Origin of the sequence: Streptomyces sp. NBC_00829, assembly GCF_045161795.1 — a bacterium.
GTDB lineage: Bacteria > Actinomycetota > Actinomycetes > Streptomycetales > Streptomycetaceae > Streptomyces.
Genome location: NZ_CP108867.1, coordinates 3,966,251 through 3,984,512 on the forward strand (window position 1 = coordinate 3,966,251; position 18,262 = coordinate 3,984,512).

Consider the following 18,262-nt stretch of genomic DNA (forward strand, 5'->3'; position numbering starts at 1 on the left):
GCGGGGACTAAGGCCGAGGCAGCGTCGGTGACGCCGGCCGGAACACGGCTGGAGACCCGGCTCGAAGCGGAACTGCGCAGGCTCGCCGGCTCCGTGCCGGACCCCGAGCTGCCGGTGCTGACGCTGGAAGAGCTCGGTGTGCTGCGCGGGGTCCAGGTCCTCGGTCCCGGCAGGGTCGAGGTGGAACTGACCCCGACCTACACCGGCTGCCCGGCGATCGAGGCCATGACCTCGGACATCGAGCAGGTGCTGCACGACCACGGAATCCCCGACGTGTCGGTCGTGAAGGTGCTGTCCCCGGCCTGGTCGACGGACGACATCAGCGCGGAGGGCCGGCGCAAGCTCGCCGAGTTCGGGATAGCCCCGCCCCGCGCGCACGCGGCCGGAGGAGGACCCGTCCCGCTCAGCCTCTCGGTTCGCTGCCCGCACTGCGGTTCCACCGACACCGAACTGCTGAGCAGATTCTCCTCCACCGCCTGCAAGGCACTGCGCCGCTGCGTCAGCTGCCTCGAACCATTCGACCACTTCAAGGAGTTGTAGATGTTCCATCCGCTCCGGGTCAGCGAGGTCGAACAGCTCACTGACGACTCGGTGGCCGTCACCTTCCAGGTCCCGCCCGAGCTGAGCGAGACCTTCCGCCACACCCCGGGTCAGCATCTCGCCCTGCGCCGACTGGTGGAGGGCGAGGAAATCCGCCGTACGTACTCGATCTGTACCCCGGCCACCCCGGCGACGGGTGATCCGGTACTGCGGGTGGGCATCCGGCTGGTCGACGGCGGCGAGTTCTCGACGTACGCGCTCAAAGAGCTCGTCGTCGGTGACACCGTCGAGGTGATGCCTCCGATGGGCCGCTTCCTCCTCACCCCGCGCCCCGGTTACTTCGCAGCGGTCGTCGGCGGCAGCGGCATCACCCCGGTGCTGTCGATGGCGGCGACACTGCTGGCGTCGGAGCCGGAAGCCCGGTTCTGTCTGATACGGAGCGACCGCACGGCGGCGTCGACGATGTTCCTCGACGAAGTCGCCGATCTGAAGGACCGCTATCCGGACCGTCTTCAGCTGGTCACCGTGCTTTCCCGCGAGGAGCAGCAGTCGGGCCTGCCGTCCGGACGGCTCGACCAGGAGCGGCTGACCGGGCTGTTGCCGGCTCTGCTTCCCGTGAAGGACGTGGACGGCTGGTTCCTGTGCGGTCCGTTCGGTCTGGTCCAGGGCGCCGAGCACGCGCTGCGCGCGCTCGGGGTGGACCGTGGCCGTATCCACGAGGAGATCTTCCATGTCGACGACGGCTCCGCTCCCAGCCGGCCTGTGGCTGCGCCTGCCCACGCCGAACTGACCGCGACCCTCGACGGCCGGTCCGGCAAGTGGCCCGTGCGGGAGGGGGAGTCGCTCCTCGAAACGGTGCTGCGCAGCCGCGCGGACGCGCCGTACGCCTGCAAGGGCGGCGTCTGCGGTACCTGTCGGGCATTCCTGGTCTCGGGCGGGGTGCGGATGGACCGCAACTTCGCGCTGGAGGAGGAGGAGACCGAAGCGGGCTATGTGCTGGCCTGCCAGTCCCATCCGGCCACGCCTGAAGTGGAGCTGGACTTCGACCGCTGAGGAGCCCGAGCGCCATCCCGGACCTCCCGCACTGTTCTTCTCCGGAGTCTCCTCCGAGGCACCGTTTCTTCCTCAAGGCTGTGTCCTTTTTCAAGAGCCTGTTCTATCTTGACGGTCCGTCAGATGACATGGGTCGTCGGACGACGATCCGGGCCGCCGGTGCGTGGGAGGACAGGGCAGTGGACTTCACTTTCACCGAGGAGCAACAGGCGGCCGTCGAGGCGGCGAAGGCGGTCTTCTCGGGCGTCGCGCCCGATGGGGTACCGAGCCCCGCGCTCACCGCGGGCGCGGTGGCCGAGGAGTTCGACCGGCCGCTGTGGGCAAAGCTCGCTGACGCGGATCTGCTGAGCCTGGTGCTGTCTCCGCGGCACGGCGGGGCGGGCCTCGACGCAATCGCGCTCTGTCTCATCCTGCGCGAGTCCGCGCGCGTGCTGGCGCGCGTGCCGCTGCTGGAGTCGAGCGCGGTCGCCATGGCCGTCGAGCGCTTCGCCGGCGCCGAGCTGAGCGAGGAGATCCTCCCCCGGGTCGGCCTCGGTGAACTGGTCCTCAGCGTCGGCGCCAACGGCCGCACCGGACACGACCCCGCCGAGCTCGCCGTCGCCGCCCAGCGGGACACCGATCACGGCGACGGCTGGGTGCTCGATGGGGTGCAGACAGGTGTGCCGTGGGCCCACTCCGCGGACCGCATCGCCGTGCCCGCGCACACCGACGGGGGCCGGGCTGTGTTCGCCCTGGTCCCGCGCGACCGCCACGGCCTGACACTGGCGGAGCAGATCTCCACCAGCGGGGAGCGCTTCGCCGAGGTCGGCCTCGCTGCCGTACGCATCGAAGACCGCGAGCTCATCGACGCCGAGGGCGCCTGGGAGTGGCTGCGTCAGCTCCTGGCCACCGGGACCTGCGCACTCGCGCTCGGCCTCGGCGAGGGCGTGCTCGCGATGACCAGTGCCTACACCGGTAAGCGCGAGCAGTTCGGCTTCCCCGTCGCCACCTTCCAGGCCGTCGCCGTCCAGGCGGCCGACCGGTACATCGATCTGCGGGCGATGGAAGCGACTCTCTGGCAGGCGGCCTGGCGGCTGACCCCGATGCGGGGGAGCGCCGGAGTCGGCGGCCCGCTGCCGGTTTCAGGCGATGTGGCGGTGGCGAAGATCTGGGCCTCGGAGGGCGTGCGCCGCGTCGTCCAGACCGCTCAGCATCTGCACGGCGGCTTCGGCGCGGACACCGACTACTCACTCCACCGCTATCACGCCTGGGCCAAGCAGCTGGAGCTCTCGCTCGGTCCGGCCGCCGCCCATGAAGAGGCCCTGGGCGACCTGCTGGCCGCGCATCCTCTCGGCTGACGGCCCGGTCGGTCGGCCGCCCACAACCACGGACCCCGTAGGAATCCTCAGAGGACGAACGCGGGGCCGCCGTTGTCGGTAACCATCGAGCGTCCGGCGCCGTCCCAGGCGAGCATGCCGCCCTCGACGTTCACGGCGTCGATGCCCTGCTGCACCAGATACTGAGTGACCTGTGCGGACCGACCCCCGACACGGCACATCACATACGCCCGCTCGCCATCGGCCAGCGCCTTGGTCACCTCACCGAAGCGGGCCACGAAATCGCTCATCGGGACATGCAACGCGCCCTCGACGTGCCCGGCCGCCCACTCGTCGTTCTCCCGGACGTCCAGCACCAGGCCGTCGGTCGGTACCGCCGCGGCGTCCACCGAGGGCAGTGGGGCGAAATTCATGGGTCACCCTTCTCTCGTACGTACGCTCTCTCGAGGCCGCTAGGCCTTCACAAGCCTCAGAAAACCTACTGCACCAGTCCGGACAGTTTCGCCTCACGCTCGGCGACCTGCGCGAGCAGCTGCTCGGCGATCTCCTCCAGCAGCCTGTCGGGGTCCTCGGGCGCCATCCGCAGCATCGCGCCGATCGCGCTCTCCTCGAGCTCCTTGGCGACCGCGGTCAACAACTCCTTACGCTGCGCAAGCCACTCGAGCCGGGCGTAGAGCTCTTCGCTCTCGCTGAGCGGCTGCTCGGCGGGCACGGGCCCGGCCTCCCACTCTGCGGCGAGCTCGCGCAGCAGGTCGGCGTCACCGAGGCCGTACGCGGCATTCACCCGCGCGATGAACTCGTCGCGCCGGGCCCTCTCGTCGTCGTCCTGTGCCAGGTCCGGGTGCGCCTTGCGGGCCAGTTCACGGTAGAGCTTGCGCGCCTCTTCGCTCGGCCGCACCCGCTTCGGCGCCCGCACCGGCTGGTCGTTGAGCATCGCCGCGGCCTCGGGGGAAAGGCCGTCGGAATCCATCCAGTCGTGGAAGAGCTCCTCGACGCCGGGCATCGGCATCACCATCGCCCGAGCCTCCTGCGCCTTGCGCAGATCCTCCGGGTCCCCGCTGGCGGCGGCTCGGGCCTCCGCGATCTGGGCGTCCAGCTCGTCCAGGCGCGCGTACATCGGGCCGAGCTTCTGGTGGTGCAGCCGGGAGAAGTTCTCGACCTCCACCCGGAACGTCTCCAGCGCGATCTCGAACTCGATCAGCGCCTGCTCGGCTGCGCGCACAGCCTTCGCCAGCCGGTCCTCGGGCCGCGTCTGCGCATCCTGCTCCTGGTCGTTCGAGCTCGTCTGGCCGTCAGCTGCATCCTGGGTCACCCGCCCAGCCTACGGGCGGGACCCAGCGCCCTGTCACACCCCCAGCTCAGCGGCTATCCGCCCACTCTTGATCGCCGCCAGCAGGTCCGCGTGGTCGGCTTCCGTACGGTCCGCGTAGTTCGTGGAGAAAGCGGCCACGGCCTCGTCCAGCTCTTCGCTCTTGCCGCAGTACCCGGCGAGCAGCCGGGGGTCGGCGCTGTGGGCATGAGCCCGGGCCAGCAGGGCACCGGTCATCCGGCCGTAGTCGTCGAGCTGGTCGGGCGTGAGCTCCGCCGGGTCGACGCTTCCCTTGCGGTTCCTGAACTGGCGCACCTGGAACGGCCGCCCCTCGACGGTCGTCCAGCCGAGAAGAATGTCGCTGACCACCTGCATCCGCTTCTGGCCAAGGACCACCCGGCGGCCCTCGTGCTCCACGTCGCCCGCCGTGAACCCGGCGGCCGTCAGATGGGGCAGCAGCACCGAGGCCCGCGCCTCCTTCACCTGGAGCACCAGGGGATCACCGCGATGGTCGAGCAGCAGCACCACATACGACCGCGTGCCCACGCTGCCGGTCCCGACGACACGGAAGGCCACGTCGTGGATCGAATACCGGGCGAGCAACGGCAGCCGGTCCTCCGACACCGTGCGCAGATACTCCCCGAGCGACGAGGCGACCGCCGCCGCCTCCGCGTCCGGGACCCGCCTCAGCACCGGGGCCGCGTCGACGAAGCGCCGTCCCCCGTCGGGGCACTGGGCGGTCGACTTGGCGGCGAAGCGCGCGCTCGTGTTGTTGCGGGCCTTCTCCGAGACCCGCTCCAGGGTGCCGAGCAGGTCCCGTGCGTCAGTGTGGGACACGAGCTCCTCGTCGGCGATGGCGTTCCACGCGTCCAGCGCGGGCAGCTTGGCCAGCAGCCGCATGGTCCGCCGGTAGGCGCCGACGGTGTCGAACGCGGCTGCCCGGCAGACGGTCTCGTCCGCGCCCACCACACGCCCCGCAAGCACCAGGGAGACGGCGAGCCGCTTGAGGTCCCACTCCCACGGGCCGACGACGGTCTCGTCGAAGTCGTTCAGATCCATGACGAGGCGGCCGGTGGCGTCGCCGTACAGGCCGAAGTTCGCAGCGTGCGCGTCTCCGCAGATCTGGGCGCTCACCCCCGTGACAGGTGTGCCGACCAGGTCGTGAGCCATCAGCCCGGCGGAGCCGCGCAGAAAAGCGAAGGGCGACGCGGCCATCCTGCCCACCCGTATCGGCGTGAGCTCCGGCACTCGGCCACGGCTGGACTCCTCGACGGCCTGAACCGCGTCGGGCCGCGCCGCCCCAAGCACCAGTGAGTCGTGTGAGGCCCGCGGAACTCGTTCCCGCGTGGCCTTACCGATCTGCTTGGGCGACCTGGCGTCATCCGCGGTGGCGCCCGCCCCGTGCACAGGTCGCCGCGCGAAGCCGGGCACAACCGGGATACGGCCCTTGACGGCCCAGGTCACGGCCGCAGCCGCGCCTGAGGTCTCACTCCGGGCTTCCGCTCCACCGGACTCCGCCTGCCGCACCGTCCCGGCTCTGTCCTGCACCATGTCGGCTTTGTCCTGCACCGTCTCTGCCTCGTCCATGACGTCCTGCCCCCCCGTCGTCGTACCTGTTCGACACAACATCAACTGCCCACGACCGTACCGCCGCCGCCCGACAGCCGTCTCCCCCTGTGGATAACCTTCGGCGACTCTCCTGCCTGCGCCGACGAAGCACGGAGCGCCCCGGCCCGCCAGACGTTGTACTGTGCAACTGAGGATCGAGGAGGACTCCATGACGACACCCCGTGACGAGTCCGTCGACATCATCGAACGAGAGCTCACCGCCTTCGCCCGCCGCGCCCGCGCCGCGGCCGCCCGTCTGCACCCCGAACTGCCGCTCGTCTCGTACACCCTGCTGGCACACATCCACGACCAGCGGGGATGCCGTGCGACCGACCTCGCGGCGCACTACATGCTCGACAAATCGACTGTCAGCCGGCAGGTCTCCGCGCTGGAGAAACTCGGCCTGGTCGAGCGCCGCCCCGACCCCGACGACCAGCGCGTCCAGGTGCTGCACCCGACGGCGACCGGCAGCGAACTGCTCTCATCGACCCACGCCAGCCGACGCGCCGCCTACCAAAAACGCCTCGCCGACTGGTCCGCCGAGGACCTCGGCCGCTTCGCCTCGTATCTCCTGCGCTACAACGCGTCCGGCCCGACGGCACACTGAGCGGGCCCGGCCCCGGGCCTCCCGGCGCCTCTGACCTGACTCCTGGCTCAGCTCCTGACTCCTGACGCCTCAGAACTGGCCCCTGAGGCCAGACGCATCACCCATCGAACGAACGCCCGGGGAGGGCCCCTTCGCGGACGTTTCACGTGAAACAGGCAACGTGGATGTTCCACGTGAAACATCGCCCACTTGGCCTACGTGACGTCCTGGCACCGCCCCCTGCGGAACTCCGCCGCCCCGGGCCCGTGTCCCCCACCGCCGCGCGTCGCCTCACCTCAGCGGTCGCTCAATCCCCGCAGCCGATGCCCGCGTCCCGCGCAAGCAACGCCGCCTGCACCCGGTTGTCACACTCCAGCTTCGCCAGGATCCGGCTCACATACGTCTTCACCGTGGCCTCGCTCATATGCAGCCGCCGCCCGGCGTCAGCGTTGGAGAGCCCTTCCCCGAGCAATTCGAGCACCTCCCGCTCGCGCCCGCTCAGCCCCGCCACCCGCGCCCGGGCCTCCTCGCCGCGGGCCGCCGCACGCCCGGACGCCAACTGGTCCACCACATGACGGGTCGCGCCGGGGGAGAGGTAGGCATCACCCCCGGCCGCCGCCCGCACCGCACGGATCAGTTCCGCGGGCGCGGTGTCCTTCAGAAGGAACCCGGCGCCGCCCTGCTCCAGTGCCCGCAGCACGTTCTCACGTTCGCCAAAGGTCGTCAGAACGATCACCCGCGCCGTCGGCGCCGCCCTGCGCAGCTCGCCCAGAGCGGTGAGGCCGTCCATCACCGGCATCTGAATGTCGAGCAGCACGACATCGGCGCCGTGCGAACGCGTCAGCTCGACGGCCTCGCGCCCGTTGGCCGCCTCCGCCACGACCTCGATCCCGCCGTCGGACGTGAGAATCATCCGGATCCCGGCCCTGATGAGCGGCTCGTCATCCGCGATGACAACCCGGATCGGCGACCCCGTCACATCCACCCCCACATCTGACGGCCCCCGCTCGGCCAACTCCGCCTACCGGCTGACTTCGTAGGACTTCTTTTCGATCAGCTTGCCGTCCTTGAAGCAGAACCGGAACACCGGCTCGGTCTCGAAGCTCTCCCCCACCTCCGACGACATCAGCACCAGGCAGTCGGAGCCCGCCGGCTCCCGCGGGCCCTTCCCGCTCAGCCCGGCCGTCGTGATGGTGTCACCGCTCGGAAGGCGGTCGCGCACCTCCTCCTCGGAGGCCCCGACCTTCAGCTCCTCGTACTGCGAGGGTTCAATCATGCCTTTGCTCATCGAGTTCACCATGAAGAAGACCCCGAAGACTCCGGCCACCCCCAGCACCAGCAGAGCCGCAAGCGCTATCCCGCAGCCCAGAGCCAGCCCTCCGCCCCCGCCGCTCGCTCTCCCACCCATCGCCGGCTCCCGCCCCGAAACAGACCAGTCCATGACCGGACCACCGTTCCTGAGCGCGGCCTGCGGCGACTGCTGGCGAAAGTCGTCCTCGGCCGCGACGAGCGGCGCTGCCTCCACGACCCCGTACGGCAGCACCCCTGCCACCCGGAATCCCCCGCCGTCGCTCGGCCCCGCATGGACCATCCCTCCGACGAGCCGCGCCCGCTCCCGCAGCCCGGTCAGCCCCTGACCACCGCTGACCACCTCACCCGGCGCCGGCGCCGCGGCGGCTCCGCTGACGATCTCGACGATGAGGGAATCCGGCTCGTAGCGCAGCTCGACCTCGATCGGAGCGCCGGGCGCGTGCTTGTACGCATTGGTCAGGGCCTCCTGCACGATGCGGTACGCCGCGTGGTCGGCCGCCGCGGCGAGTGGCCGCACCTCGCCCGCCCACCGCAGCTCCACGGCATGGCCCGCCACCCCCGCCGCGTCCACGAGCCCCTTGATGCCTGCCGTGCCACGCGCGGCCCGCCCGGACTCGTCCACCGCCGGTGCCTCCACCCCGTCCCGGAGAATCCCGACCACCTCACGCAGTTCGTGCATGGCGGCCACGGAAGCCTCCCTCAGGACACCAACCGCCTCCTGCTGCCTCGGCGTCAGCTCGGGGTCCACCTCCAGCGCCCCGGTGTGCACCGCGATCAGGGCCAGCTGATGGCCAAGGCTGTCGTGCATGTCCTGCGCGATCCGCTGCCGCTCGAGCAGCCGGGCCTGCCCTGCCACCATCGCCCGCTCCCACAGCAGCTGGCTGTTGCGCTCCTGCAGGGCGTGCAGCAGGGTCCGCCGCTGCGTCCAGTACCGACTGGCCAGACCCGGCACCAGCGTCGTCGCGAGGAAGTACAGCGTGGCAAGCAGCACCAGCGTCATCCGCCCCTGCTGCGACCAGGTGTCCACGAGCAGGGTGGCGACGAAGAGGATGTACGCCACGGTGAACCCGGCCATCGTCCGCCCGGCGCCGACCGTCCTGCGGCCCGCAGACCAGCCCACGACCATCAGCAGCGGCGCGAAGCCGCTCATAATCGGCGCCAGCCCGCCGGTGACCGCCAGCACGGTCGCCGGCATGCGGCGCCGCAGCAGAGACAACAGAGCGGCCGATGCACCGACGGCAAACAGCCTCGGCCCCTCACTGCCCAGCAACTCCTCGGTCCCGGCGGCCATCAGGCCCAGCACGAGCGCGAGCACCATCTCGCCGGCGGTCCGCCGCCTTGACCACAGCTCGGGCGCCGCCAGCCATGTCCAGCCCGCCCGGATACTCGAAGACACGTCCACAGCCGCACCCTAGGCAGGCGGCCCGTCGGCCGCGGCCCACTTTCGTCTAACTCCGATGCGACGAACGTCGCACGGTCGCTCATCCCGCCCCCGCCGATGTGACCCCGGCAACGCAAAAGCCCTGCAGGCAAGCCGAGAGCAGCGGTTCGGTTCGGGTCAGCCGGTCCAGCGGCCCGAGGTGAACGTCACCGCGAGCACCACCGTCAGCGGAGCCACTACGCCGACGTACGCCTCCTTCACCCACCCGCGGCGCAGGCTCCAGTGGGCCAGGCCGGTCCACAGCGGCCACCAGAGCAGGGTTGCGCGGGGGATGGACAGGTACCAGTACGACGTCCCCAGGGCCCAGAGGTTGAGCCCGATGTACACGGCTTCCGGCCAGCGGCGGCGGAGCAGAAGGAAGAAGAGCAGCAGGACACCGACCGCCATCGCGGCCAGTTCGAGCTGGAACTCCCAGGCGTAGCCGGTGGTCTGGACGTGGTCGAAGGCGTTCCGCCAGGTGTTCCGGAACGCTTCGGCGGGGGTGTGGAAGTCGCGGTACCAGCCGCGTTCCTGCGCGTGCTTCCAGGCTGTCCAGTCGCCGGTGTTCGCGTGCAGGTAGACGGTGTAGACCGTGGCGGGTACGGCGGGCAAAGCGCACCAGGGCAGGGAGCGCCAACGGCGGCGCCCTCGGCGGTCGTCTCGGGCCAGGACCCATTCGACCGTGATCGCGGCGGCCAGGAACAGGCCGCTGATCCGGGTGGTGGTGGCCAAGGCGGCGAGAACGCCCGCGACCGGCCAGTTGCGGTGCTTCGCCGCGAGCCAGGCCGGCAGCGCGAACGCGAGGAAGAGGGATTCCGTGTATCCGGCTGCCAGGAACACCGCGGCGGGCGACAGCAACAGAAAGCCCGTGGCCCGTCGGCCGGCCCGAGCGCTGTCCGGTCGGCCCAGTCCAGCAATCCTGGCCAGGGCTACGACAACCACCGCACCGCTCACCAGGGAGATCAGCAGGCCTGCCACGGCCCAGTCGGTGATGAGGGTGTGCACGGCGCGCAGCAGGAGGGGGAAACCGGGGAAGAAGGCCACCCGGTTGTCGGACGGGGGGTCGATTCCCGGGAAGGGGTCGAAGTAGCCGTACTGGGCTATGCGTTGATAGTGCGCCCAGTCCCATTGCTCCCAGCGGGACAGCCATGGTGCGGGTGTCCTGGCGTCGGATCCGGCAGGGGACAGCCAGGCGGTGCAGTAGGCGACGAGCCACAGCCCGAGGCGCGTGAACAGGTAGAGCCGGAGCACCCGGAGGTCCGTGGGGGTCAGTCGGTCGAGCAGTCGCCGCTGCTCGGGGGCGCCGGTGGGGTGCCGTACGGGACCTGGATCGCGTGAAGGATCACGGTGTGCCGGACTCGAGGCCGACTGCTTGGCGGTGGGCAGGGTCGTGGTCATCGGGCATCCATTCCTGGGCTCGTCGGTTACGGGACGCCGAGTTCGAAAAGGCCGTAGCCCGCGTACGAGCCGGAAGCCAGGGCCGCGATGCCGAGGAGCATGAGCTGGTGGATCAGGCTGAGGCGGCGCAGGGCGAGGGCGAGCGGGAGAAAGAGCGGGAAGAGGGGGAGCAGATAGCGGGAGACGTTGCCGAATATCTGCTGGCTGCCCAGAACGAGGACGAGGGTGAGGACGGTGTAGACCATCAGGACGGCCGGGGGACGCAGCCGGATCAGCAGCGGGAGCAGTGCGAGCGCGAGCAGGACGACACCGACGCCGATCAGGTCCGCGAAGGGCCAGGCGAAGAGATAGTCGGAGTGGCCCACCGGGGCGGATGCGAGGACGTCGAGGGTGTGCCGGCCGTAGTCCCACTCGTGGGCCCAGGCACCGGACTGAAGCCTGAAGTAGCCGCCGTAGTCGCCCATTTGGTGACCCACCCAGCCGAGATAGGCGAGGAGGCCGAGCGGGGCGACGGCCATCGCGGCCACCGGACGCAGGATGCCGTCCCGGAGACGGTAGAGCGCGAGCAGGGCCGCGACGGTGACGGCGGCGATCAGCGCCACGGCGGTGGGCCGGTTGAGCCCTGCCACGCAGGTGAGGAGACCTGCGGTGAGCCAGCGGCGGCTCAGGACGGCATGGCAGGCCCAGACGGCCAGGGCCACGTAGAGGGAGTCGGAGTAGACCGCCCACTCCACGCCGGAACCGGGCCAGACGGCCCAGAGTCCGGCCGCGGCCAGCCCGGCCCGTCTGCCACAGAGGCGTTCGGTGATGGCGTAGATGCCCAGGGCGGCGGCCAAGGAGGCGACGACGGAGACCAGCAGGCCGGCGCCGTACAGGCCGAGGCCGGTGAGCTCGGAGACCAGCCGCATCAGCGCCGGGTAGAGCGGGAAGAACGCCGCCGAGTTCCCTTCGAGTGTCATCGGGCCGGTGGCGCCGGGGATCGGGACCAGCTGAGGGTCGTACCCGTGCGCGGCGATCTGCTGGTACCACCAGCCGTCCCAGCTGGCCAGGACGTCCCACGGGTGGGCGCCGCCGCCGAAGCGCGGGTTCTTCGCGCGGTAGTCCCCGGCGGAGTGCAGCAGCCCCATGAAGGCGGCGAAGCCGATGAACTTGAGCGTGCCGTAGACGGCCAGTACGGGGCCATAGTGCTCGGCTGTGCGGCGCAGCCTGCGCCGGAGGTCGGGGCCCGTGGTGGCGGGCTGCTGCGACAGCCTCGCGTTCCAGCTCAGGGTGCCGGTCGCGGTCGTACGGGTGGTGGTCCTGATCATGCGCGGAACACCCACGCTCGGAAGAGCAGGAACCGCAGCAGCGTCGCGGCCAGGTTGGCGGCGAGGAGTACGGCGAGTTCGGTGGACTGCCCGGCCGAGGGCACCGCGTGGTGCAGGGCGGCGAGCGATCCGCCGGTGAGCGCCAGGCCGATCAGGAGGACGACCAGGCCCCTGCCCTGGTGGCGCAGCACACCGCCGCGGCCGCGGAGGCCGAAGGTGAGCCGTCTGTTCACGGCCGTGTTGGCGACGGCGCAGAACAGCAGCGCGAGTGCGTTGGCGGCCTGGGATCCGGCCACCGGGCGCAGCGCCGCGTAGAGGAGCAGGTATGCGAGGGTGCTGATGGCCCCTACGGCGGCGAAGCACACGAGTTGGGTGGCGAGCCTGCCCGGTGCGTCGGCGCCACCGTCGCGGAGCGACCCGCCCGGCGGCAGCGTGCCCCGCGCCAGTGCCCCGCCGATCCTGGCGATGCCACGCAGGTCGGCCAGTGCCGTGGCGAGGATGTCGACCCGGGTGTCGGGATCGTCCACCCAGTCGACCGGCACCTCATGGATGCGCAGCCCGGCCCGCTCGGCGATCACCAGCAGTTCGGTGTCGAAGAACCACTCCGAGTCCTGCACGAGGGGCAGCAGTCGCTCCGCCACATCACGCCGCACCGCCTTGAATCCGCACTGCGCGTCGGAGAAGCCCACGGCGAGGACGGAGCGCAGGAGGGCGTTGTAGCAACGAGAGGTGATCTCTCGCTTGGGGCCGCGCACCACCCGGGAACCGGGGGCCAGGCGGGTGCCGATGGCGATATCGGAGTGGCCGGAGAGCAGCGGGGCCACGAGCGGCAGCAACGCCGTCAGTTCCGTGGACAGGTCCACGTCCATGTACGCAAGGACGGGGGCCGACGAGAGCGACCAGGCGGTACGCAGCGCCCGGCCGCGACCCTTCTCGGCCAGCCGAAGCCACTGCGTTTCGGGCAGTTCCTCTGCCAGCCGAGCGGCGATCCGCGGAGTGCTGTCCGTGCTGGCGTTGTCGGCGATGGTGATACGGAACGGATAGGGGAAGGTCTCGCACAGGTGTGTGTGGAGCCGCCGCACGCTCGGCTCCAAATCCCTCTCCTCATTGAACACGGGGACGACCACGTCCAGTACGGGCTCCAGGTGGTGTGTGGCCACCGGTGCGCGGTGCGGCAGTCGGCTCAGATCCTTCAGCACAAGTGACCCTTGATTTCTCATGGTTTTTCCTTTTTATGACCTGGCACAGGGCAGGCCGAAGACACTCGGGGCGACGGTGCGCTAGGGCATTGCGGGGTGACGAGAGAAGACGAGGCGGCCGACGGCTAGTTCTCCGCGGTCGCCGTATTCGAAGGCAGGGCCGAGGTAGAGGGCGGCGACGCGCCCTCCGTGCTCCCCGGCGGGTACTCGGTGGCCGAGGCCGTACTCCCGCTCGTGGCCGGCGGCGTGATGGGGGCGGTCCCGTCCGGGGACGCGGGGGCAGTGGAGGTGCCCGAGGAGGAGGGCGCACTCGAGGACACGTCGGGTGTCGCGGGCGGGGCGGAGGGCGTCGGGCTCGTCGCGGGCTGTGGGCGGGGGTGGCTGGGCTCGACCCGGGTCGCATGTCCGGGCAGCAGGAACAGCCCGACACTGAGGCCGACGACGGCCAGGACGGAGCAGACGGCCCTCTGCGCTGCCCGTCTGCGACCGCGGACACGCACCCCTGCCCGGAGACGTTCCCGGTGCTTCGGCTCGAACGGTGCGGGCGCCTCCGTGTCGCGCATCATCTGTGCCAGCTGCCGCTCGAAGTGATCCATGGGGTTCTCCTTCACCGCACCGGCTCGATCACATCGCCCAGGAGCTGCCTCAGCCGCGCCACGCCGCGTGCGGCATGGGACCGAGCCGTGCCCACCGGGCACCCGAGCGCCTCCGCCACCTGCCCCTCGGGCAGGTCCTGGTAGTAGCGCAGCACCACCGCCACCCTCTGTTTCGGCGTCAACTGGGCCAGCGCGGCCTCCAGCCGAGAACGCTCCACCACGTCCGTGGACACATCGCCGACCACCGCCGCCTCGGGCAGTTGGTCGACGGGGCGTTCACCCCACCAACGCCGCTGTCCCGAGCGTGCCGCCGCACGCACCATCACCTTGCGGACATACGGCTCCGGTGCGTCATCCGCGACCTTGGGCCAGACGAACCAGAGCTTGACCAAGGACTCCTGCAACAAGTCCTCGGCCCGATGCCGATCGCCTCCGACGAGCAGACGGGCCAGGCGGATCAGCACCGACCAGCGGGCAGCCACGAACTCGTCGAACGCACGGGCTCGACTCTGCTCCATCCGCACTGTCCCTGTTCTCGCCGGTCGCCTACACCCTGTAGAAGGCACTGACACGCGGCCCACGATGCACCTGTGGCTCGTGATCTGGATCACAGGGCATGTCGACGACAAGCGCGCGGCAGGCGTGGACACGCTTCACGCACTCTCCCGCATCCTGATGCCGAAGGAGAACGAAGGAGAACGACGACGCCGACGGATTCCAGCGCATCATGTGCCCGGCAGAAGCCGGCAGGGCCCAATGCCCCCTCAAGCCGCGCACCCTCGGCCGCGGCATTCACCTGCCCCCGTGGACCCGGAGCCGAGCCCCGCCGGCCCGGTCGCGGTCTGCCGCCAGCGCAGCATCACCGTCGCCCCCGCCGCACGAGACGCTCGCCCTCAACGCAGAGCGCCCCCGCCGGCGCACGCACCACCGGCGCCGCACCAAGCCGCTGGGCAACTGGACCCCCACCGGCTACCTGGCACCCACCGGCTGGCGATCAACCCCGAGCCGCGACCAACTGAAGATCATCAAAGAGCAGGGCACGCACCGTGAGGCATGTCATGGTGTGGGTTCATTCACGCATGAACCGCCCTGTTACGTACCGACTCGGACGGCTACACTCCCAGAACAACAACGAGAAACGGGTCCCACCAGGACTTTCGTCTCTGGCGAGAACCCGTTTCGTCGGTTTCTCTCTGTGCGCGAGGGGGGAGTTGAACCCCCACGCCCTTTCGGGCACTGGAACCTGAATCCAGCGCGTCTGCCTATTCCGCCACCCGCGCATTGGGTGTTGCCGCCGTGTCCCTCACCGTTTTGGCGCGTTCCCCTGGCGACATCGAGAAGATTAGCACGCTGCGCAGGGTGGATTCACATCCGTTTGTTTCGCAGACCGTGCCGGGGAACAGGGAACGGAAGGCGGCCGCCCCCGCTCCTCATGGGAGCCCCCCGGGTGCGGGACACTGTCAGGAGGCCGCCTCTACGATCCGTGTGAGAGGTGACACTCATCGACGGGGCAGACAAGGGGAACCAGCCGATTTCCCGACGCGTGGATACGATCAGTAAGCAGTACCAGGACGGCAACGACGGAGGAGGTGCCTCATGGGAGTCCTGAAGAAGTTCGAGCAGCGACTCGAAGGTCTGGTCAACGGCACCTTCGCCAAGGTGTTCAAGTCCGAGGTCCAGCCTGTCGAGATCGCGGGCGCCCTCCAGCGGGAGTGCGACAACAACGCGACGATCTGGAACCGCGAGCGGACGGTCGTCCCCAACGACTTCATCGTGGAACTCAGCGCGCCCGACTTCGAACGACTGAGCCCATACTCCGGCCAGCTCGGCGACGAACTGTCCGGCCTGGTCCGCGACTATGCCAAGCAGCAGCGCTACTCCTTCATGGGACCGATCAAGGTCCACCTGGAGAAAGCGGACGACCTCGACACCGGCCTGTACCGGGTGCGCAGCCGCACCCTCGCGTCGAGTACGTCACAGTCGCCCGAGCGCGCCCCCGCCGGTCCCGGTCCCGCGGCGCCCGGCAGCGCCCGCGGCGGTTACGGCTACCCGCCCACCGCGGCACCTCCCATGCCGGCCGCGCCCCCTCCGGGCGGCGGGCGCCCAGGCTCCGCGCCCGCCGCGGACCGCCGTCCGGCACCGGGCCCCGGCCCGCTGCCGAGCACTCAAGTACGACGTTGGATCGAGATCAACGGCACCCGCCATCAGATCTCCCGCCCGACGCTGGTGCTGGGTCGCAGCACCGACGCCGATGTGCGGATCGACGACCCCGGCGTATCGCGCCGGCACTGTGAGATCCGGACCGGAACGCCCTCGACGATCCAGGATCTCGGGTCTACCAACGGCATCGTGGTAGACGGGCAGCACACCACCCGCGCTACGCTCCGCGACGGCTCGCGGATCGTCGTGGGCAGCACCACCATCGTTTACCGGCAAGCCGAAGGGTGAAGCGGGGGCAATGTCAGAGCTGACCCTGACGGTCATGCGGCTAGGTTTCCTAGCCGTTCTGTGGCTGTTCGTCATCGTGGCCGTACAGGTCATTCGAAGCGACCTGTTCGGTACGCGCGTCACGCAACGCGGTTCACGCCGCAATGCCGACGCACGTCCCCAGCAGGCGCGCCAGACCCCCGCGCCTCCGCAGCAGCGGCAGCAGGCGAGCGGCCGCCAGCGGCGCGGGGCGCCCACCAAGCTGGTGGTCTCCGAGGGCACCCTCACGGGCACCACGGTGGCGCTCCAGGGGCAGACCATCACGCTGGGCCGTGCGCACGACTCCACGATCGTGCTGGACGACGACTACGCGTCCAGCAGGCATGCCAGGATCTACCCGGACCGTGACGGCCAGTGGATCGTCGAGGATCTCGGGTCCACCAACGGCACGTATCTCGACCGGACCCGACTCACCACCCCGACACCGATTCCGCTGGGCGCGCCGATCCGCATCGGCAAGACCGTCATCGAGCTGCGGAAGTAGTACGACAATGAGCGAGCGGAGCGAGCGAGCCGCGACGGTCCCGACAGCGGACCGGGACGGGCTCCCGACCGGAGGGTGGGCAGTGTGGCTCGAGACCGGCTGTACCCCGAGCCGACGGGCGAGGTGCGCATGAGTCTGTCTCTGCGCTTCGCCGCCGGATCGCACAAGGGCATGATCCGGGAAGGCAACGAGGACTCCGGCTACGCCGGCCCCCGCCTTCTGGCCATCGCCGACGGCATGGGCGGCCAGGCCGCCGGCGAGGTCGCCTCCTCCGAGGTCATCTCCACGCTCGTCACCCTCGACGACGACGTGCCCGGCTCGGACATCCTCACCTCGCTCGGCACGGCCGTGCAGCGCGCCAACGACCAGCTGCGGCTGATGGTCGAGGAGGACCCTCAGCTCGAAGGCATGGGCACTACGCTCACCGCCCTGCTCTGGACCGGCCAGCGACTCGGCCTGGTCCACGTGGGCGACTCCCGCGCGTACCTTCTGCGCGACGGCGTTCTCACGCAGATCACCCAGGACCACACCTGGGTGCAGCGCCTGGTCGACGAGGGCCGGATCACCGAAGAGGAAGCCACCACCCATCCGCAGCGCTCCCTGCTGATGCGCGCGCTGGGCAGCGGCGACCATGTCGAGCCCGACCTCTCCATCCGCGAGGTCCGCGCCGGCGACCGCTATCTGATCTGCTCCGACGGTCTGTCCGGCGTCGTCTCCCACCAGACGATGGAAGAGACGCTCGCCAGCTACCAGGGCCCGCAGGAGACCATCCAGGACCTGATCCAGCTCGCCCTGCGCGGCGGTGGCCCGGACAACATCACCTGCATCGTCGCGGACGTCCTCGACACCGACTCCAACGACACCCTCGCCGGGCAGCTCAGCGACATCCCGGTCGTCGTCGGCGCGGTCGCCGAGAACCAGCTCCAGCTGAACGACGGCGGCGCCATGGAGACCCCGGCGGGCCGCGCCGCCGGTCTCGGCCGCCCCGCGCCCCCGCAGAGCGGCGGCGGCTTCGGCCCGCCCGGCAGCGGCGACGGCATGGGATACGGCGGCATGCCGCCCGAGGGCAGCTTCGGGGTGTACGGCGACGACGACTTCGTCAAGCCGCGCGGCGGCCGCAAGTGGCTGAAGAGAAGCTTCTACATCGTTCTCGCGCTGGCGGTCGTCGGCGGCGGTCTGTACGGCGGCTACCGCTGGACCCAGACCCAGTACTTCGTCGGCTCCAACGACGAGCACATCGCCCTCTACCAGGGCATCAGCCAGGATCTGGCGTGGGTGTCCCTCTCGAACGTCGAGAAGGACCACCCCGAGATCGAACTCAAGTACCTCCCGCCCTACCAGCGCAAGCAGGTTGAGGCGACGATCACCGCCGACAGCCTGACCAAGGCCCGCGCCAAGGTCAACGAGCTCGCCCTGCAGGCTTCGGCCTGCAAGAAGGAAGAGCAGCGCCGTGACGCGGCCGAGCGCGCGAGCACCCCGCCTCCCGGCGAGGGTGAAGCGGGCGGCACGACCGGCAAACCCACCACCCAGAACGCCAAGACCAAGCCGACGGCAGCTACTCCCACTCCGGGTCCCACCCTCTCGGAGGAGGAGCAGAAGCTGGCCTCGAACTGCGGAAAGCAGTAACCACCCGTAGGGGGCCTTCTCT

At 70.2% G+C, this 18,262-nt stretch carries 17 protein-coding genes and 1 tRNA gene; 7 read left to right on the top strand and 11 right to left on the bottom strand.

Translation table 11 applies throughout. The features are described from left to right. Positions 1–48: 48 nt before the first annotated feature. The 3 genes from paaD (at position 49) to OG293_RS17260 (ending at position 2,930) form a co-directional block, all read left to right on the top strand. The gene (gene paaD / locus OG293_RS17250) at positions 49–540 is read left to right on the top strand and encodes a 1,2-phenylacetyl-CoA epoxidase subunit PaaD (RefSeq protein ID WP_406003623.1); all 492 of its coding nucleotides are present in this window, start codon (positions 49–51) and stop codon (positions 538–540) included. After that, the gene (locus tag OG293_RS17255; RefSeq protein WP_405999682.1) at positions 541–1,593 is read left to right on the top strand and encodes a 2Fe-2S iron-sulfur cluster-binding protein; all 1,053 of its coding nucleotides are present in this window, start codon (positions 541–543) and stop codon (positions 1,591–1,593) included. 179 nt (positions 1,594–1,772) lie between these two features. Beyond that, entirely contained in the window at positions 1,773–2,930 is a 1,158-nt protein-coding gene (locus OG293_RS17260) for an acyl-CoA dehydrogenase family protein (RefSeq protein ID WP_405999683.1), read from the top strand. A 47-nt stretch (positions 2,931–2,977) separates the two neighbouring features. Here OG293_RS17260 and OG293_RS17265 read toward each other — a convergent pair whose 3' ends face one another. The 3 genes from OG293_RS17265 to OG293_RS17275 form a co-directional block, all read right to left on the bottom strand. Further along, positions 2,978–3,322, bottom strand: a complete 345-nt coding sequence (locus OG293_RS17265; protein ID WP_405999684.1) for a rhodanese-like domain-containing protein — start codon at positions 3,320–3,322, stop codon at positions 2,978–2,980. 65 nt (positions 3,323–3,387) lie between these two features. After that, positions 3,388–4,221, bottom strand: coding sequence for a J domain-containing protein (locus OG293_RS17270; RefSeq protein ID WP_405999685.1), 834 nt, complete (start codon positions 4,219–4,221; stop codon positions 3,388–3,390). Positions 4,222–4,254: 33 nt separating this feature from the next. Then, complete coding sequence (locus OG293_RS17275; RefSeq protein ID WP_405999686.1) at positions 4,255–5,805, bottom strand: DUF2252 domain-containing protein; 1,551 nt, start codon at positions 5,803–5,805, stop codon at positions 4,255–4,257. 190 nt (positions 5,806–5,995) lie between these two features. Between OG293_RS17275 and OG293_RS17280 the strand changes: the two genes are divergently transcribed. Beyond that, on the top strand, positions 5,996–6,433 hold the full coding sequence (locus tag OG293_RS17280; RefSeq protein WP_405999687.1) for a MarR family winged helix-turn-helix transcriptional regulator: 438 nt from the start codon (positions 5,996–5,998) through the stop codon (positions 6,431–6,433). 286 nt (positions 6,434–6,719) lie between these two features. Here OG293_RS17280 and OG293_RS17285 read toward each other — a convergent pair whose 3' ends face one another. The 8 genes from OG293_RS17285 to OG293_RS17320 form a co-directional block, all read right to left on the bottom strand. Further along, the gene (locus tag OG293_RS17285; protein WP_406003624.1) at positions 6,720–7,391 is read right to left on the bottom strand and encodes a response regulator; all 672 of its coding nucleotides are present in this window, start codon (positions 7,389–7,391) and stop codon (positions 6,720–6,722) included. Positions 7,392–7,433: 42 nt separating this feature from the next. Beyond that, entirely contained in the window at positions 7,434–9,125 is a 1,692-nt protein-coding gene (locus OG293_RS17290; RefSeq protein ID WP_405999688.1) for a sensor histidine kinase, read from the bottom strand. Positions 9,126–9,281: 156 nt separating this feature from the next. Then, complete coding sequence (locus tag OG293_RS17295) at positions 9,282–10,541, bottom strand: mannosyltransferase family protein (protein WP_405999689.1); 1,260 nt, start codon at positions 10,539–10,541, stop codon at positions 9,282–9,284. Between the two features lie 26 nt (positions 10,542–10,567). After that, positions 10,568–11,848 carry a glycosyltransferase family 39 protein gene (locus OG293_RS17300; protein WP_405999690.1) on the bottom strand — a complete coding sequence of 427 codons (1,281 nt, stop codon included), beginning with the start codon at positions 11,846–11,848 and terminating at the stop codon, positions 10,568–10,570. Further along, complete coding sequence (locus tag OG293_RS17305) at positions 11,845–13,068, bottom strand: glycosyltransferase (protein WP_405999691.1); 1,224 nt, start codon at positions 13,066–13,068, stop codon at positions 11,845–11,847. The genes OG293_RS17300 and OG293_RS17305 overlap by 4 nt, the downstream gene beginning before the upstream one ends. Before the next feature lie 104 nt (positions 13,069–13,172). After that, positions 13,173–13,643: a hypothetical protein gene (locus OG293_RS17310; protein WP_405999692.1), complete on the bottom strand. Its 471-nt coding sequence runs from the start codon at positions 13,641–13,643 to the stop codon at positions 13,173–13,175. Between the two features lie 11 nt (positions 13,644–13,654). Beyond that, on the bottom strand, positions 13,655–14,161 hold the full coding sequence (locus OG293_RS17315) for a SigE family RNA polymerase sigma factor (RefSeq protein WP_405999693.1): 507 nt from the start codon (positions 14,159–14,161) through the stop codon (positions 13,655–13,657). Between the two features lie 678 nt (positions 14,162–14,839). Then, positions 14,840–14,923, bottom strand: a tRNA-Leu gene (locus tag OG293_RS17320). 316 nt (positions 14,924–15,239) lie between these two features. Here OG293_RS17320 and OG293_RS17325 point away from each other — a divergent pair. The 3 genes from OG293_RS17325 to OG293_RS17335 all read left to right on the top strand — a co-directional run bounded on the left by OG293_RS17325 (position 15,240) and on the right by OG293_RS17335 (position 18,240). Further along, positions 15,240–16,091 (top strand): FhaA domain-containing protein, encoded by an 852-nt coding sequence (locus OG293_RS17325; protein WP_405999694.1) that lies wholly within the window; start codon positions 15,240–15,242, stop codon positions 16,089–16,091. A 10-nt stretch (positions 16,092–16,101) separates the two neighbouring features. Further along, positions 16,102–16,614 (top strand): FHA domain-containing protein, encoded by a 513-nt coding sequence (locus OG293_RS17330; RefSeq protein ID WP_405999695.1) that lies wholly within the window; start codon positions 16,102–16,104, stop codon positions 16,612–16,614. A 129-nt stretch (positions 16,615–16,743) separates the two neighbouring features. Continuing rightward, positions 16,744–18,240, top strand: a complete 1,497-nt coding sequence (locus OG293_RS17335) for a PP2C family protein-serine/threonine phosphatase (protein ID WP_405999696.1) — start codon at positions 16,744–16,746, stop codon at positions 18,238–18,240. Positions 18,241–18,262 lie beyond the last annotated feature (22 nt).

Coding starts and splice junctions, on each gene's coding strand:
- OG293_RS17255 (WP_405999682.1), top strand. CDS start 541: ATGTTCCATCCGCTCCGGGTCAGCGAGGTCGAACAGCTCACTGACGAC.
- OG293_RS17265 (WP_405999684.1), bottom strand. CDS start 3,322: ATGAATTTCGCCCCACTGCCCTCGGTGGACGCCGCGGCGGTACCGACC.
- OG293_RS17275 (WP_405999686.1), bottom strand. CDS start 5,805: ATGGACGAGGCAGAGACGGTGCAGGACAAAGCCGACATGGTGCAGGAC.
- OG293_RS17280 (WP_405999687.1), top strand. CDS start 5,996: ATGACGACACCCCGTGACGAGTCCGTCGACATCATCGAACGAGAGCTC.
- OG293_RS17295 (WP_405999689.1), bottom strand. CDS start 10,541: ATGACCACGACCCTGCCCACCGCCAAGCAGTCGGCCTCGAGTCCGGCA.
- OG293_RS17300 (WP_405999690.1), bottom strand. CDS start 11,848: ATGATCAGGACCACCACCCGTACGACCGCGACCGGCACCCTGAGCTGG.
- OG293_RS17305 (WP_405999691.1), bottom strand. CDS start 13,068: ATGAGAAATCAAGGGTCACTTGTGCTGAAGGATCTGAGCCGACTGCCG.
- OG293_RS17310 (WP_405999692.1), bottom strand. CDS start 13,643: ATGGATCACTTCGAGCGGCAGCTGGCACAGATGATGCGCGACACGGAG.
- OG293_RS17315 (WP_405999693.1), bottom strand. CDS start 14,161: ATGGAGCAGAGTCGAGCCCGTGCGTTCGACGAGTTCGTGGCTGCCCGC.
- OG293_RS17325 (WP_405999694.1), top strand. CDS start 15,240: ATGGGAGTCCTGAAGAAGTTCGAGCAGCGACTCGAAGGTCTGGTCAAC.
- OG293_RS17330 (WP_405999695.1), top strand. CDS start 16,102: ATGTCAGAGCTGACCCTGACGGTCATGCGGCTAGGTTTCCTAGCCGTT.
- OG293_RS17335 (WP_405999696.1), top strand. CDS start 16,744: ATGAGTCTGTCTCTGCGCTTCGCCGCCGGATCGCACAAGGGCATGATC.